Origin of the sequence: Candidatus Chlorohelix allophototropha, from assembly GCF_030389965.1 — a bacterium.
GTDB classification, from domain to species: Bacteria; Chloroflexota; Chloroflexia; order Chloroheliales; family Chloroheliaceae; genus Chlorohelix; species Chlorohelix allophototropha.
Map to the genome: position 1 here is coordinate 1,302,108 of NZ_CP128399.1, position 17,172 is coordinate 1,319,279.

A 17,172-nucleotide genomic window follows, 5' to 3' on the forward strand; every position below is an offset into this window, starting at 1 on the left:
AGGTTAGTAACGCCCTTCTCTAAATGAGTAAAGGATGAATTGACTGTTTACAATAGTCGGAAACCATGATAAAAAGCACAAAATTGTAAGAGATGACCACCTTGCGTGGGCGTGTTATAATGTAAAATGACATGACATAACATGTGTTTGCCATTAGCTGCAAATTCCGAAAGGTGGAAATCATTGACTACCGGCAATTCCTCCAAGCAACTGCAAGAAGGCATCCAGAAGGTTAAAGATGGAAGCCTCGAAGAGGCTTATAACATTTTCAGAAAATTAACCGACAAGGACCCCAACAACGAGTTTGCGTGGATATGGCTTGCTACTACCTCTACCAATCCGGCAGAGAAACGCAGCGCACTCGGACATGCTCTAGATATTAATCCGAATAGCAGCCACGCCAAAGATGCTTTGCGCGAACTCGATATGAAAATGCGTTCAGCGCAAACTGTCGAAACCCCATATGCCCTCCCCCCATTGCCGGATAACCCGCCAATCGGTATCCCTCCCGAAAATGATGACCCGCTGGCAACTTTAAGGGCAACTCCCGGCAGCAATAAAAATAAGAAACAAAAGAAAACTGCTACCCCTAAAGTGAGTGGTAGGCAGCCCGGCAGGAGTGGTTCTCGCCGCTTCAGACTGGCAGTATTCGCTATCGCGGTTGCTATTTTGGTGCTGTCGATTGCTTTTGTGGTCACGCGCAACCCGCAAACTACTGAGACGGTTGCCACTGACGAGACCGCTACTCCTACAGCATCGGCAACCACAACCGTTGCCACGGTAACTACCACTGTACCAACTGAAACCACTGCGGTAGTAACCACTAACGCCCCAATTGAAACTGCTGCCACCACTACCCAAGCGGCTGTTCAAGCAACTACCGTTGTGGCAGGGCAAGCGGGTACAAGTGGGACAACCGCCGACCGAATTGATAAATTGGTGCTGGACAGTCGGAAAAGCGCGGATGCAGGTGATTTTAAAGCAGCAATTGCTTCTCTTAACGAGGCGCTAGGCATAGACCCGCGCAATATTCCGGCTAATTTTGAGCTTGGGTTAACCTATATGCGCGCCCCCGATGACCAATCGGTAGGTGGTGGCAATCGCTTTGAAGCAGCCACACAAGCTTTTAAACGTGTAACCGAACAAGCCCCGACTTGGGCAGGGGGCTGGGCTAGATACGGCGAGGCGCTTTCCGCACGTGGCGATGTGCCAGGGGCAATCAAGGCATTTGCACGCAGCCTTGAGCTTGACCCAAATGGATCTGAAAGATGGCTTGCGCTGGCAGTATTGTATGAGCGCAATAACCAACAAGTTGAGGCAGGCTATGCCCGGCAGCGAGCGCAAGGCATCAATGCCACGCCTCCGCCGGGTGCGCCACGCTAAATGTGTTTTTAGGCGCAGATTCTTATAACTTTATCAATTAATTTTCTCCGACAACCCGACAATCGAGGAGAAACACATAAATGAATTTGAACACACAAGCTGAGCTTGAGAGCCGTTTCAAGCAGGGTGTTGACCTTGCAAAAAATGGCAATCAAGGCGAAGCTTATCGCATTTTCGTTGAAATTACCAAGCTACATCCTACCAACGAACAGGCTTTGATATGGCGTGCTGCCGTTAGCGCCAACCCGGCTGAAACCCTAGCTTGTCTGGAACTGGTGCTGAAAATCAACCCGAACAACGAGCGCGCCATAGCCGGACTGGAATGGGCAAAGCAGCGGATGAAAGCTGCAACATCTACTCCTGAAAATCCGGTAGTAGAACCCAATATAAAGCCTACAAATGTACAAAACGAAACAAAAGCCGCCGACATTCCGTACAAAAGAAGTAGGTTTCAAAAGCAACAGGTAAAATTCATAACTCCTGAACCTGTATCCATTGAACGGGAAGTCAGGAAGGTTATGAACCAACCTGAGAAGAAGAGTAAACGCGCCTCGTCTACTAAAAAAAGAGTAGAAAGCGAGGTATTGCAAGCAGCGGTTCCAAGAATAGCGCTGACCATTTCAGAAAAGGTCAGATGGAATGCACAACGTACCGCAAGCAGTTTTAACGATACGCGTTTAGCTCTGAGGTGGTCTTTATTACTCTTCCTGATGGCAGTATGTCTGGTATTAGCCGGGTTTGCGCTCGCTCAACTTGCCACGAGTTTGGGCGTTGCGGCACTTGCAATAACTTTACTTGGCGTTTACCTGCTTAGCCGATCAGATTATTGAAAAGTAGAGAGAAGAGAAAAGCATCTATGTTTAAAGAGCTAAGAAAGCTTTTTACCGCACCCTTTGGCGGCACAGGTTATAGGGTGAGCGGTACCGGTGGGGGTGGCGGAGGCGACGACTCCGATAAAGACCCCAAACGCGACAAACCCTCCGATGATGACAGCCCAAAATCTAAAGACCCCTTTGAAAATTTTGATTTCACCCAATTTCGTTCCCGCCGTTCAGGACCACCACCACGCAACCCCGATGATAACCCCCGCGGACGGCAACCTTTCGGCAATTTTGATTTTAGCCAGTTCGGCGGCGGCAGAGGTAATATCCCGCAGGTGCAATTCAATATGCCGCGCCCTAGTCGGGGAGCAATAATCGGAATTATCGTTGCCGTAGTGGTAGTGGTATTTGCGATATTATTGCCCGGCTTGTTGGGATTCTGGGCAGACATCATGTGGTTTCAGGAAATCGGTCAACAGAGCGTGTACTGGACCGGAATTATTGCCAGAATTGGCGCATTCGCAGTAGCGGCGGTGGTCGCATTTATCGTCATAATGTTGAACGTATGGGTAGCGCGCCGTATCGGACCACGCGGACCGGTAATTGATGCCGCACCTGATAACCCGCTTACTGCCCTGTTAGGTGGCAGCGTGCGCCTGTTGAATATTCTATTTGTGGTAGCTGCGATTATCGTTAGTTTGGTAATGGCAGGCGCTTTTTCCAGCAATTGGCAGGTAATCTTAACCTATCTAAACGCAGCAAGCTGGACTGATACCGAGAAAATATTTAATCAAACCGCCGGTTTTTATGTATTTGATCTACCCTTCTATAGTTTCGTACAAGGCTGGTTAATCGGATTGGGGGTAGTGTCGGTAATAGCAGCGGCGTTGGTGTACGGCTTGAACTTTGCCCTATCAGGGCGCACCATTAGCCTGACTACTGGCATAAAATCTCATGTTTCAGTGCTTGGCGCATTTTTGTTGGCGCTTTTCGCATGGGGTTACCAAATCGCAAACAGCAATTTGGTATATTCACCGCGTGGCGTAACACCGGGCGCAAGTGCAACCGATGTGGAATCGCAATTTCCAGCCAACAATATTCTTTCAATAATTGTGCTGGCAGCGGCGGTTTTATTGCTTGCCAATATTTTCGTGCGAAACGAACGGCTTGGTACTACGCTCCTGATAGGAGCAGCCGGCGTATGGTTGGGCGCTACCATCCTGATAGGCGGGGTGTTCCCCTCCCTTTACCAGAACTTCAGCGTGAAACCCAACGAAATTACCAAAGAATCAAAATATATCAGCAACACAATCGAACAGACTCGCAAAGCTTTCGGTTTGGACAAGTTGGAACGAATTCCTTTCCAAGGTACAGTAGCGTTAACTCAGCAAGATGTACAGCAAAATCCTTTAGTGGTGGATAATATCCGGTTGTGGGATTACGACAAGGTACGCGCGGTGTATGACCAACGCGAAACTTTACGTCGTTACTACAATTTTGAGGATGTTGACATTGATCGTTACCCGCTGCGAAACGGTAATCTAACCCAAGTGATGATTAGCGCCCGCGAGTTGCGTATCAGCAATCTGGATGCAAACGCACAGACTTGGCAAAGCCAGCATGTGCAATACACTCACGGATACGGCTTCCAAGCCAGCCCGGTTAACCAGTTTGACTCACAGGGACAACCAGTCAATTTGATTACCCAGAGCTTCCCTATCAGTAGCACCGGTGTGTTAAAGATGGATCAACCGCGAATCTATTACGGTAGTTCTTACAATAACCGCACCGATTACGCGATTGTCGGCACTAAGCTGCCTGAAATTGATTATCCTTTCACCGAAGCGATACCCGGTAAAACGGCTGGGCAAAGCGGAGATAACGCCACTTACGCCTACGCAGGACAAGGTGGTATCAAACTGGATAACTTCTTTGTGAAACTGGCGTTTTCCGCTAAATTGGGCGATTTCAACCTGTTAATCAGCGACTCGGTTGGCGATAATAGCAAATTGCTAATCAACCGCAACGTCACAGACAGGATTCGGCTGGTAGCGCCTTTCCTGCGATTGGACTCGGATCCATATCTCGTGGTGAGCGGTGGGCGTATGTACTGGATAGTAGATGCCTATACCTCAACCCAACGTTACCCACACGCAGGTTATCTGGATAGCGCCAAAACCGTTAACTACATTCGTAATTCGGTCAAAATCGTAACAGATGCGTATGACGGCACAATGTCCTTCTACATCGTGGACGATACTGATCCGTTGGTTAAAACATGGGCGAATATTTATCCTACACTGTTCAAGCCTTCCAGCAGTATCCCGGCAGACATAAAAGCACACTTCCGCTATCCGGAAGATTTATTCCGATGGCAAAGTCTGTTGTACCTCACTTACCATGTGGATGACCCAACTGCTTATTATACCCGTAGCGATCAGTGGCAGTTGCCGCAAGACCCTCGCCCGGATCAGGCGGGTCAGGCGCTTCCGGCTACCTATCTGGTAACTCAATTACCGGGAGGACAAACCAAACCAGAATTTGTGTTGATCCAACCATTTGAGCCGCAAGGCAAACGCAATATGGTTGCGTGGATGGCTGCTCGGATGGATGGAGAAAATTATGGCAAGTTGGTTATTTATGACTTCCCCGGTTCGGTGAACGTCAACGGTCCAACACAGTTCTTCTCAACACTCTCGAATGATCAAGAGTTCTCACGTTATCGCAACCTGTTAAATCAGGGCGGTTCAAAATTCGAGGCAGGTCCTATCATCATCATTCCGATTGATAAATCGGTGCTATACGTATTGCCATATTATTTGAGCAATAGTAGCAACCCGATTCCACAACTTAATACGGTGGTGGTAGGCACTTCGGATAATCGGATAGCAACTGGGAATAACCTGACGGAAGCGCTTACAAAGGTCTTCCAAGCGCAACCTAACCCTGCGCCCGGTGATACTACCAGCGGCGGTACACAGCCAACCCCCGGTACAACTACAACACCGGTGGTAACTGTGCCTGTCGGTACTCCTGCACCGGGTGGTGTCACTCCAGAGCCGGCTTCGGTAGCCGAGTATATTCTTTCTAGCCAAGCTCACTTGAAAAAGGCTGATACGGCGCGGCTAGGTGGCGACCTTACCACTTACCAGAAAGAACTGAGTCTTGCTCAGCAAGATTTGGACAAACTCCAGAAACTACTCGGCTTAAGCAAGTAGAATCGGTATCAAATAATGGCTCTCTTCTCGTTTTGAACGAGGGGAGAGCCTTTTTAATTGGGTATTTCCGAAGCGGGGGTAGTGGAATAAGCGGAGGGCTGAATAGATAGAAGTAGGCATTTTCTACTAAGTCAAAACCCTCCTAGAAAATGACCCTAAAAAGGCTTGACAAAGAGAGGGCGCGGTGGTATATTATCCAAGCACTCCGAACAGGGGTACAAAACAAGCTCACAGAGATACACCAGAGGGAAACAACTTCCCAAAGCCCCAACCCAAAAACATAAGGTTGAGGAGCGTTGAAAGAAACGCTGGTATTTATGTCGGACGCAACTCGCAGGAAACAAAGGCTGGATAAGGCTTTGAGGAGAGCGGGCGTGAAGGTGGTACGTTAATAATCGAAGAGTGATAGAGAACATATTCAAGCAAGGTTTTTTTAGCTCTGTCAATTCGCCTTTTGAGCTTCGGGACCGCAAGGTAACGAGGTAAAAAGAAAAGGTGTGAAGAGTTTGATCCTGGCTCAGGATAAACGCTGGCGGCGTGCCTAATGCATGCAAGTCGAACGGGAGTAGCAATACTCAAGTGGCAAACGGGTGAGTAACACGTGGGAACCTGCCCTTTAGTGGGGGACAACCTTTCGAAAGAGAGGCTAATACCGCATACGGTGGAGACACTAAAGCAGCAATGCGCTGAAGGAGGGGCCTGCGTCTGATTAGCTAGTAGGTGGGGTAAAAGCCTACCTAGGCGATGATCAGTAGCTGGTCTGAGAGGATGGTCAGCCACACTGGGACTGAGAAACGGCCCAGACTCCTACGGGAGGCAGCAGCAAGGAATTTTCGGCAATGGGGGAAACCCTGACCGAGCAACGCCGCGTGGGCGATGAAGTCTTTCGGGATGTAAAGCCCTTTTCTGTGGGAAGAGCAAGGACGGTACCACAGGAATAAGCACCGGCTAACTACGTGCCAGCAGCCGCGGTAATACGTAGGGTGCAAGCGTTGTCCGGATTTACTGGGCGTAAAGGGCGCGCAGGCGGCTTGTTAAGTTACTCGTGAAAGCCCCCGGCTAAACCGGGGAGGGTCGAGTGATACTGGCAGGCTAAGAGAGCAGCAGAGGATAGTGGAATTCCCGGTGTAGTGGTGAAATGCGTAGATATCGGGAGGAACACCAGTGGCGAAAGCGACTATCTGGGCTGTGTCTGACGCTGAGGCGCGAAGGCTAGGGGAGCAAACAGGATTAGATACCCTGGTAGTCCTAGCAGTAAACGATGAACACTAGGTGTGCGGGGAAATTGACCCCCTGCGTGCCGTAGCTAACGCAATAAGTGTTCCGCCTGGGGAGTACGGTCGCAAGATTAAAACTCAAAGGAATTGACGGGGACCCGCACAAGCAGCGGAGCGTGTGGTTTAATTCGACGCAACGCGAAGAACCTTACCAGGGCTTGACATACTACGTTCAAGGGCGGAAACGTTCTGGTCGCAAGACGAGTAGTACAGATGCTGCATGGCTGTCGTCAGCTCGTGTCGTGAGATGTTGGGTTAAGTCCCGCAACGAGCGCAACCCCTAGTGTTAGTTGAAAGATCTAGCGCGACTGCCGGTAGGAAACCGGAGGAAGGTGGGGATGACGTCAAGTCAGCATGGCTCTTACGTCCTGGGCTACACACACGCTACAATGGCTGGTACAAAGCGAAGCGAGACGGCGACGTGGAGCGGATCGCAAAAAGCCAGTCTCAGTTCGGATAGCAGGCTGCAACTCGCCTGCTTGAAGTCGGAGTTGCTAGTAATCGCGCATCAGCACGGTGCGATGAATATGTTCCCGGGTCTTGTACACACCGCCCGTCACGTCATGGAAGCTGGTAACACCTGAAGCCGGTGTGCTAACCGCAAGGAGGCAGCTGTCGAGGGTGGGATTAGTGACTGGGACGAAGTCGTAACAAGGTAGCCGTAGCGGAAGCTGCGGCTGGATCACCTCCTTTCTAGGGATTAGAGCTGATCTCACGATCAGTTATCCCAGGTCAATATCGTAACCGGTGAAGGTAACGAGGTTGTCAGAGTAAGTGCGAAAGTAGGCATAGCCGAAAAGTAGCCTCAACTCGGATTTCTTTACTGGAGGAAACGAAAACCTGTACGGTTCTAAAAGAACCAATGAAAAGAGCGGTGGGTTGTAACAGGGCATAAAACAGAACCTGCAAAGAAGGTTCTCTATCACTCTTCGGTTGTTAAAATAACTACCGAACAAGCACATTAAAAAGCGAATAGAGGATTTGAGGTCCAAAGAAATAAAGAAAATTGTAAGAGTAACCTGTAAAAGTGTCTCGGAATAAGCGAGGGACTTAACGGGGGAGTTAAGCAAGCAAAGGTAGTAAGGGCTGACGGGGGATGCCTAGGCATCAAGAGCCGAAGAAGGACGTGGCTAAGCTGCGAAAAGCTACGGGTAGTCGCTGGCAGACGTAACCGTAGATATCCGAATGGGGCAACCCAACGAGCGTGATGGCTCGTTACTCCGCAAGGAGAGGCAAGCGGCTGAACTGAAACATCTAAGTAAGCCGAGGAAAAGAGAATATTCCCCAAGTAGTGGCGAACGAACGGGGAGGAGCCTAAACCGAGAGATTTATCTTTCGGGGTTGTAGGACCGCCAAATATGATACGATGGAAGCTAGACGAAAGGTCCTGGGAAGGCCTGCCGGAGCGGGTGATAGCCCCGTAGTCGAAAGCAGAAATTGGTCAGGCGGCACCTGAGTAGCGCGGGGCACGTGAAATCCCGTGTGAAGCTGGGGAGACCACTTCCCAAGGCTAAATACTCTTGATGACCGATAGTGAACAAGTACCGTGAGGGAAAGGTGAAAAGCACCCCGACAAGGGGAATGAAATAGATCCTGAAACCGTCAGCTTACAAACAGTCAGAGGGAGCAATCCTGATGGCGTACTTTTTGTAGAACGGACCGGCGAGTTAATTTCTGTAGCAAGGTTAAGGGAGATACACCCGGAGCCGGAGCGAAAGCGAGTCTGAATAGGGCGTGAAGTTGCAGGGATTGAGACCCGAAACCAGGTGAGCTAACCTTGGTCAGGTTGAAGCCGCTGTAAAAGGCGGTGGAGGACCGAACCCACCATTGTTGCAAAAATGGGGGATGAACTGAGGTTAGGGGTGAAATGCCAAACGAACTTGGAGATAGCTGGTTCTCCCCGAAATGTATTTAGGTACAGCCTCTGAAAAAGGCTGGTGGAGGTAGAGCACTGAATAGGCTAGGGGGCGCAAGCTTACCAAACCTAACCAAACTCCGAATGCCATCAGCTATGTCAGGGAGTGAGACGGCGAGTGCTAACATCCGTCGTCGAGAGGGAAACAACCCGGACTGGCAGCTAAGGTCCCTAAATAGTGGCTAAGTGGTAAAGGATGTCTCAGCGCGTAAACAACCAGGAGGTTGGCTTAGAAGCAGCCACCCTTGAAAGAGTGCGTAATAGCTCACTGGTCAAATGTGATGGGGCGCCGACAATTTAGCGGGGCTCAAGCCACTTACCGAAGCTCCAGGTGTGCGAAAGCACGCGGTAGGGGAGCATTGTAGGAGCGACGAACCACACCGTAAGGTTAGTGAGGGAGCGACTACAAGAGAGAATGCCGGTATGAGTAGCGTATTGCTTGCAAGAAACAAGCACACCGAAAGTCTAAGGTTTCCGAAGCAAGGTTAATCCACTTCGGGTCAGTCGGGCCTAAGGTGTAGGCGAGAGCCGAAACCGATGGACAACTGGTTGATATTCCAGTACCGCTCTTAATCGTTCGGACTGATGGGGTAACGCAGGGAGCTAGCCGGAGTGTGCTGCGGCACATCGAAGCTGGTAGATCGATGAGGCTGGGGAGAAAAGCCCTGGCGGAGGTCGAGAGGTGACAGTGAGGGTGCGGCTTGCCAAACCCAAGTCTGGTGAAGCTGAACTGCCGAGAAAAGCCTCTAAGGAGAGAGAGAGCGACCGTACCGCAAACCGACACAGGTAGACGGGTAGAGAATACCAAGGTGAACGAAAGACCCTTCGTTAAGGAACTCTGCAAAATGACCTCGTAACTTCGGGAGAAGAGGTGCTGTTTGGGGTGTAGGTCTATACGACCAGAGCTCTGGACAGCCGCAGTGAAGTGGCCCAGGCGACTGTTTAACAAAAACTTAGGTCTCTGCGAACGCGAAAGCGGAAGTATAGGGGCTGATGCCTGCCCAGTGCTGGAAGGTTAAGAGGAGGGGTGCAAGCTCTGAATTGAAGCCCCAGTGAACGGCGGCCGTAACTCTAACGGTCCTAAGGTAGCGAAATTCCTTGTCGGGTAAGTTCCGACCCGCACGAAAGGCATAACGATCTGGGCGCTGTCTCAACGAGGGCTTCGGCGAAATTGAAAAACCCGTGAAGATACAGGTTACCCGCAGCAGGACAAAAAGACCCCGTGGAGCTTTACTACAACTTGACATTGGACTAGGGCGTTAGATGCGTAGGATAGGTGGGAGCCTGAGAAGCCTGACTTTTGGGTTAGGTGGAGGCAACGGTGAAATACCACTCTTCTGACGTTTTGGCTCTAACTCTTCGGAGGACAGTGTCTGGTGGGTAGTTTGACTGGGGCGGTCGCCTCCCAAAAGGTAACGGAGGCGCCCAAAGGTTCCCTCAGGCTGAATGGAAACCAGCCAATGAGCGCAAAGGTATAAGGGAGCTTGACTGCGAGACGCACAGGTCGAGCAGGTACGAAAGTAGGGCTTAGTGATCCCACGGTGCTGAGTGGAAAGGCCGTGGCTTAACGGATAAAAGCTACCCCGGGGATAACAGGCTTATCTTGCCCAAGAGTTCACATCGACGGCAAGGTTTGGCACCTCGATGTCGGCTCGTCGCATCCTGGGGCTGGAGTAGGTCCCAAGGGTTGGGCTGTTCGCCCATTAAAGCGGCACGCGAGCTGGGTTCAGAACGTCGTGAGACAGTTCGGTCTCTATCCGCTGTGGGCGTAGGAAGATTGAGGGGGGCTGTCCTTAGTACGAGAGGACCGGGATGGACGAACCAATGGTATGCCAGTTGTCCGCAGGGCACGGCTGGATGGCTACGTTCGGAAGGGATAACCGCTGAAAGCATCTAAGTGGGAAGCCCGCCCCAAGATAATTCTTCCCAGACCGGTGGTAGACTACCACCTTGATAGAGCGGAAGTGGAAGCGTCGCGAGGCGTTAAGCTAACCGCTACTAATGGTCGTATTCCTTTCTTCTAACTCCCCTGTTAAGTCTATCGCTTAATTATGGGAGACACTAGAGTAAAGGGTTACTCGCTCGTATTGAATGAAGTAAGTTAAAACGCAATAGAATGAAACAATTTTCTTTGAAAAGCTTTGGATTGATGAAACTCTATTCGACAGAGGGGTTGTGCCTCTCTACCAATTTAGAAAACGAAAAAGCCGTGGCAAGAGCGTGGTGGACCCACCTAGCTCCATCCCGAACCTAGAAGTGAAACGCCTCAGCACCGAAAATAGTCCTACCGCAGGGTAGTGCCAAGATAGGTCGCTGCGGCTTTTTCGTTTTATACCCTCTAATCTAAAGCTGCCTGATAGTTAAATTTGCCTATGTAGTTTCAAGCGGAAAGTAGTATAATCTAGCCTGTTATACTAGTTCATTTTTGTAGCAAATTTATAAGTGAGGGAATTATCTTTGTCTGAACAGAACCTATACGCGGTAATCTGGGATGTGGATGGTACGCTGGTAGATACCGGAGAGCTTCATTTCCAAGCCTGGGTGCAACTGGCACAGGACTTGAAGATGCCCTTTACCCGCGATGATTTTACCGCTACCTTCGGCAGACGCAACCCTGAGATTATCGGCGCACTTTTCCCCGGACATACTCCCGAAGAAATTGCACAATTGGGCGAGCAAAAAGAGCTTTACTATCGAGCAGAAGCGCGTCACGGGATTGATTTATTGCCCGGTGTGCGCGAATTGTTGGATGGATTGAAAGCTGCCGGCTATAAACAGGCGCTTGGCAGTAGCGCACCCCATAAAAACCTCGAGATGATTACCGAAATTACCGAAAGCCTACCGTATTTTCAGGCTATTGTCGGTATGGAGGACACTAAACGAGGTAAACCCGACCCAGAAGTCTTTCTGGTAGCAGCACAACGAATGGGAGTCCCTCCCCAGAACTGTTTGGTTATGGAAGATGCGGTAGCTGGCATCGAAGCGGCGACAGCCGGGGGTATGAAAAGCATTGCTATCACCTTTGTAGGACATCACAGCGAAGATAGTTTACGGGCAGCAGGTGCGAACCTAGTAGTGCCATCGCTGGAGGGAATTACAGTTGAGACAATAAACCGCCTTCTTTCACGAAGCTAAGCGGTATATTGCATGTGATATGTCCCTTATGTTACAATCAACCTGTTACATGACATAATTATTATTTCTGCGAGGAGAACGAGAGAACAATGCAGAAGGTTGTACTGGCATATAGCGGTGGTCTTGATACCAGCGTTGCAATTAAATGGATTAAAGAAAAATATGATATGGACGTGGTTACGCTCACTGTAGATGTGGGAGCAAATGACCGCGACCTTGAATCCATCCGTAAGCGCGCCCTTGAAATCGGCGCAGTTAACGCCTTGGTACGCGATGTTAAAGAAGAATTCGTTAAATATTTCATTTGGCCCGCGCTTCAAGCAGGCGCATTGTACGAAGGCGAATACCCGCTGGCAACCGCGTTGGCACGCCCACTAATCGCCTGGAATCTGGTACAGGTAGCACGCGAAGAAGGCGCTACTGCCGTAGCACATGGCTGTACTGGAAAAGGCAACGATCAGGTGCGCTTTGATATCTCGGTAAACGTGTTAGCGCCTGATTTGAAAATCATTGCTCCGGTGCGTGAATGGCGCATGACTCGCGATGAAGAAATCGAGTATGCTGCTCAAAATAACATCCCCTTGCTCTCGGTCAGCCAGAAACGCTACAGCGTCGATCAAAACCTGTGGGGGCGTAGCATCGAGGCGGGACCGCTGGAAGACCCCCGCAACGAGCCATCCGAAGAAGTTTACGAGTGGACGGCAAACCCAGACAAGCAACCCGATAACGCCGAATATGTGGAAATCCAGTTCGAGCGTGGTATTCCGGTCGCTCTAAACGGTGAGCGTATGGACGGTGTGACCCTAATTACCAAACTACATGAAATTGCCGGACGGCATGGCATTGGGCGCATTGACCACATCGAGAACCGCCTGGTGGGTATCAAAAGTCGCGAAATTTACGAAGCGCCCGCTGCAATTGTACTGCACCGCGCCCATCGCTGGCTGGAAGACCTCACCCTAACCAAAGACTCGGCGCGTTTCAAAACCCGGGTAGCCGCCGAATACGGTGATCTGGTTTACAACGGCTTATGGTTCAGCCCCCTCCACCAAGACCTTGCCGCCTATGTAGCCAGTAGTCAACGCTATGTAAGTGGTACAGTTACGGTCAAACTGTTCAAGGGCAATGTGATAAAAGCCTCCTGTGATTCGCCTAAATCACTCTATAACTTCGCGTTGGCAACCTACGACAAAGGCGACCAGTTCAAACACGAAGCCTCTGTAGGCTTTATCAACATCTTCGGGCTATCCTTGCGCAACCAATCGCAAATCCAACTGGCAGGGCGCACTCAGGGCGAAATGCTATCGTTGGCATCACCCGATGCGATATCACCTGATGCCCCTTCTGAAGAAGTAAAGAAGTAGGGGATATGACGCGCCGGAAGGTTAATCTTCCGGCGCTTATTATTAGTACAAAAACGGCAAGTTTCTCGCCCATATGAAGTAAAAAAGGAGAACGGCTTTGGAAAATAAACCCGACAAAAAAGCCAAACCGAAATCCAACCAACCCGGCGTTGAACTCGATAACGACCCACCGGAAAACCGTCAAGCGGTGTTGGTTCGCGATACTTCGTCTAAGAATAACGCCGCAGTTCCTACCACGATTAAGCCGTCAAACGGCACACCTAGAAAAAAACAAGGACGCGGTCTTGAAATTGCCCTAGTGATGGTGCTGGTGGGGTTGGCTATCGCCTTCTTCCTAATCCTTACCTCAAATACTACCGGAAATAACACCGATAGCGCCACAAAAGTAGCAAACGGTACGCCTGCCCCATTAGTGGGAAACAACGGGCTAAATGTCGGCAATCTCCAGACGGCAAATGCAATCGCTACAATGGCAACCGACCTTGATTTAAGCACCGCCGTACCGCTTCCGCCTACTCCAACCGGACCTGCTGCCCAAAGCAGCGGAGATAGCAGCGGGCAAAGCTGGCCCAATAGCGGCTTAAATCCCGGTAGAACTCGTGCGCTTGACGCTAAAATTAACACTCCTCTCAACCGCTTATGGGCAAAAACTTACGGGCAGGATTTACCTGGCTCGCCCGTAATTGTGGGGGATACTATTTATCTTGGTTCAGACTATGGCGCGCTCTATGCGATTGATATAAAAACAGGCGATAAGAAATGGTTCTTTACCTCCGGACCTATCGTTGATACGCCCGCAGTAGCCGGAAACACCATCTATTTTGGCTCTCAAAACGGCTTCTTTTACGCGGTTGACCTGACCACCCAGAAAAAGAAATGGGACTTCCCGACTCTTTCACCGATTACGGGGTCGCCACAGGTAATCAATGGCGCAGTTTATTTTGGCGGTCAAGATGGTAGTTTCTATGTAGTAGATGCGAATACCGGGCAGAAACGCTGCGCTCTTTCACTGGGACAACCCTTCAATAACGGTGTTACAGGCAGCCCTGCAATAGTCAATAACCTTGCCCTTTTTGGAGTCAACGATGGGCGTTTTATCGGCATGGACACCGCCACTTGCAAAGTCAAATGGACTTACGAAGTGCCGGGCAAGAAAGGCATTGCATCATCTCCTGCTGTTGCCAATGGGGTGGCATATTTCGGAGCGGACGATGGCAACGTTCACGCGCTGGATATAAACACTGGCGCACAAAAATGGGAGTTCAAAACAGGCGCTGCTATTCGTTCTTCGGCGGCAGTAGCGGGGGGGAAAGTCTTCATCGGCTCTTTCGATAAGAAGCTCTACGCCTTAGATGCCACGAGCGGAACAAAAGTATGGGAATTTCTGACCGGGGATGGGATAGCTTCTGCCCCACTGGTAGCAAGCGATACCGTTTTCTTCGGTTCTAACGATAGCCGTTTCTACGCGCTTGAAGCTGCGACAGGCAAGAAAAAGTGGGATTATCAAGCAGATGATATAATAGCCTCTGCACCTGCGGCTGCCAACGGGAAGATTTATTTCACCTCGTTTGATAACCGTTTGTATGCTTTCGGTAATTAAGCTGGAAGCCGGATTTGACGCTTGTTGATCGGCTTCTGATTTCTAATCGAGGATAATAATGAAATTGTGGGGGGGACGCTTCGGTAAAGAAGTTGATAAAACTGCCGAAGAGTTCGGGGCTTCGATTCCGTTTGATCGCAATCTATACCGACAGGACATCGCCGGTTCCATCGCGCATGCCCGTATGCTGGCAAAACAGGGCATCATTTCACCCGAAGACTCGAATACAATAATTGCAGGGCTAGAAAAAATCCGCGCTCGTATCGAACGAGGCGAATTTGAATTCAGGCTCGACCGCGAAGATATCCATATGAACATTGAAGCGGTACTGGCAGAGGAAATCGGGTCTGCCGCAGGACGGCTTCATACCGGGCGTAGTCGCAACGATCAAGTAGCATTGGATGTGCGCCTCTATACCTGCTCGGCGATTGTGACGATTGTTGAGCGCATCGCCAATTTGCAGGAAACCTTGCTAAAGCTGGCACAAAAATGGCATGGGATAATTATGCCCGGCTATACCCACCTACAGCGGGCACAACCTGTTTTACTTTCCCACCACTTGCTGGCTTACTTCGAGATGTTACAACGCGATGCCGGGCGTTTTTACGATTGCTATACCCGCACTGATGTGTCACCGCTCGGCAGCGGCGCGCTGGCGGGCGTACCCTACCCACTTGACCGCGAATATGTGGCGGAACAACTAGGGATGAACGCAATCACACGCAACAGCCTTGACGCGGTAAGCGATCGCGATTTCGTGGTAGAAACGCTCTCTGCCGCTGCTCTTTGTGCAGTGCATTTGAGCCGTTTCGCCGAAGAAATTGTTTTGTGGTCGAGCGGCGAGTTCGGTTTCATCGAACTGGATGATGCCTATAGTACCGGCAGTAGTATTATGCCCCAGAAGAAGAACCCCGATATGGCGGAACTGGTGCGCGGTAAAAGCGGGCGCATGGTGGGCAATCTGGTATCAGTATTGACCATGCTCAAGGGATTGCCGCTAGCTTACAATAAAGATATGCAGGAAGACAAAGAACCGCTCTTTGATTCGGTAGAGACTCTAGTTAACAGCCTGACCGTTTTCAACGGAATGATCGCCACTATGCAAGTGCGTGCCGCAACATTATATCGCGCCGCTCAAGGAAGTTTTGCTACCGCCACAGATATTGCCGATTATCTGGTGAAAAAGGGTATCCCCTTCCGGCAAGCGCACGAGGTATCAGGTAAATTGGTCAAAAAGTGCGTCGAAGAAGGGCGTACCTTTGCAGACCTCAAGCTAGAAGAATATCGAGCGTTCGCCTCTGAATTTGATGAAGATATTTTGCTGATAACGGTTGAGTCCAGTCTCGGCTCACGTAAGACTACCGGTGGTACTGCCCCCGAACAAGTTGCTAATGCGCTTACTGCTGCCGAAAATCTGCTAATGGAAACACGGGATTGGTTAAAAGAGAAAAGCACAGGACAAGATGAACGATAATAAAGTTTCATTTAAACCCATTCTAAAGGGTAGGCATCTACTTTCGTCTGCCGACCTTAACGCGCAAGAGTTAGCACAAGTGCTGGATACAGCGCTTGATCTCAAAGCACGCCTCAAGCGAGGGGAACCAACCCATATACTAGAAGGTAAATCGCTGGCGATGATTTTTGAGCATCCCTCGCTGCGTACTCGTCTTTCCTTTGACATCGGCATGTACCAACTGGGCGGGCGCGCCTTTTACCTCGCCCCCACCGAAATCGGATTGGGCAGACGCGAAACCCCCTCCGATGTAGCGCGGGTCATCAGCAGCATGGCAGACGGTATTCTAGCGCGAGTGCGTGACCATACCACCTTGCTGGAACTCGCCAACTATTCCAGTAAGCCACTAATCAACGGGCTTACCGACCGGGAACATCCTTGTCAGGTGCTCGCCGACCTATTGACCATCCGAGAGCGATTCGGCAAGCTTACAGGCTTGACAATGGCTTATATCGGAGATGGTAACAATATGGCGCAAAGCCTTGCGCTCGCCTCCGCTTTGAGTGGATTGAACATTACAATTATCACCCCTCCACAGTATTGGCCTGACGAAGAAATCGTGCATCAGGCGCGACAACTAGCCAACGGCAAAAGCTTTGTAAAGGTCAGCAACAGCCCGGAAGCGGTAGGCGATGCCGATGTAATCTACACCGATGTGTGGGCAAGTATGGGACAGGAAAGCGAAGCCGAATTACGCCGCCGCGTTTTCAAACCCTACCAGATTAATTCTAACTTGCTAGAAATGGCAAAGCCTAACGCCTTGGTATTGCATTGCCTACCGGCGCATCGGGGCGACGAAGTGACCGAGGAGGTACTAGAAGGTTCGCAGAGCGCAGTATTCCAACAAGCTGAGAATCGCTTACATGCTCAAAAAGGATTGCTGGTACATTTACTGGCAGACTAAATTAAATAGGGGCTTTGCTTATTATACTTTGCAAAGCCCTCG

At 50.3% G+C, this 17,172-nt stretch carries 8 protein-coding genes and 3 rRNA genes; all 11 read left to right on the forward strand.

Features of this window, described 5'->3' with window-relative positions; genetic code table 11:
- Positions 1–183 precede the first annotated feature (183 nt).
- The 11 genes from OZ401_RS05475 (at position 184) to argF (ending at position 17,130) form a co-directional block, all read left to right on the forward strand.
- Positions 184–1,383 (forward strand): tetratricopeptide repeat protein, encoded by a 1,200-nt coding sequence (locus OZ401_RS05475; protein WP_341469700.1) that lies wholly within the window; start codon positions 184–186, stop codon positions 1,381–1,383.
- 80 nt (positions 1,384–1,463) lie between these two features.
- Positions 1,464–2,213, forward strand: a complete 750-nt coding sequence (locus OZ401_RS05480; RefSeq protein ID WP_341469701.1) for a tetratricopeptide repeat protein — start codon at positions 1,464–1,466, stop codon at positions 2,211–2,213.
- A 26-nt stretch (positions 2,214–2,239) separates the two neighbouring features.
- Positions 2,240–5,422, forward strand: coding sequence for a UPF0182 family protein (locus OZ401_RS05485; RefSeq protein ID WP_341469702.1), 3,183 nt, complete (start codon positions 2,240–2,242; stop codon positions 5,420–5,422).
- A gap of 494 nt (positions 5,423–5,916) precedes the next feature.
- Positions 5,917–7,392: ribosomal RNA gene (locus OZ401_RS05490) — 16S ribosomal RNA — on the forward strand.
- A 376-nt stretch (positions 7,393–7,768) separates the two neighbouring features.
- A 23S ribosomal RNA gene (locus OZ401_RS05495) occupies positions 7,769–10,636 on the forward strand.
- A 183-nt stretch (positions 10,637–10,819) separates the two neighbouring features.
- A 5S ribosomal RNA gene (rrf, locus tag OZ401_RS05500) occupies positions 10,820–10,936 on the forward strand.
- Together the 16S, 23S and 5S rRNA genes form the textbook arrangement of a ribosomal RNA operon.
- Before the next feature lie 135 nt (positions 10,937–11,071).
- Positions 11,072–11,749 (forward strand): HAD family hydrolase, encoded by a 678-nt coding sequence (locus OZ401_RS05505; RefSeq protein ID WP_341469703.1) that lies wholly within the window; start codon positions 11,072–11,074, stop codon positions 11,747–11,749.
- Between the two features lie 89 nt (positions 11,750–11,838).
- Positions 11,839–13,113: an argininosuccinate synthase gene (locus tag OZ401_RS05510; RefSeq protein ID WP_341469704.1), complete on the forward strand. Its 1,275-nt coding sequence runs from the start codon at positions 11,839–11,841 to the stop codon at positions 13,111–13,113.
- Between the two features lie 97 nt (positions 13,114–13,210).
- The gene (locus tag OZ401_RS05515) at positions 13,211–14,713 is read left to right on the forward strand and encodes an outer membrane protein assembly factor BamB family protein (RefSeq protein WP_341469705.1); all 1,503 of its coding nucleotides are present in this window, start codon (positions 13,211–13,213) and stop codon (positions 14,711–14,713) included.
- 58 nt (positions 14,714–14,771) lie between these two features.
- Positions 14,772–16,187, forward strand: coding sequence for an argininosuccinate lyase (gene argH, locus OZ401_RS05520; RefSeq protein ID WP_341469706.1), 1,416 nt, complete (start codon positions 14,772–14,774; stop codon positions 16,185–16,187).
- A complete protein-coding gene (argF, locus tag OZ401_RS05525; RefSeq protein ID WP_341469707.1) occupies positions 16,177–17,130 on the forward strand; it encodes an ornithine carbamoyltransferase in 954 nt (317 codons plus the stop codon). Before argH ends, argF begins: the two co-directional genes overlap by 11 nt.
- The last annotated feature ends 42 nt before the right edge of the window (positions 17,131–17,172 follow it).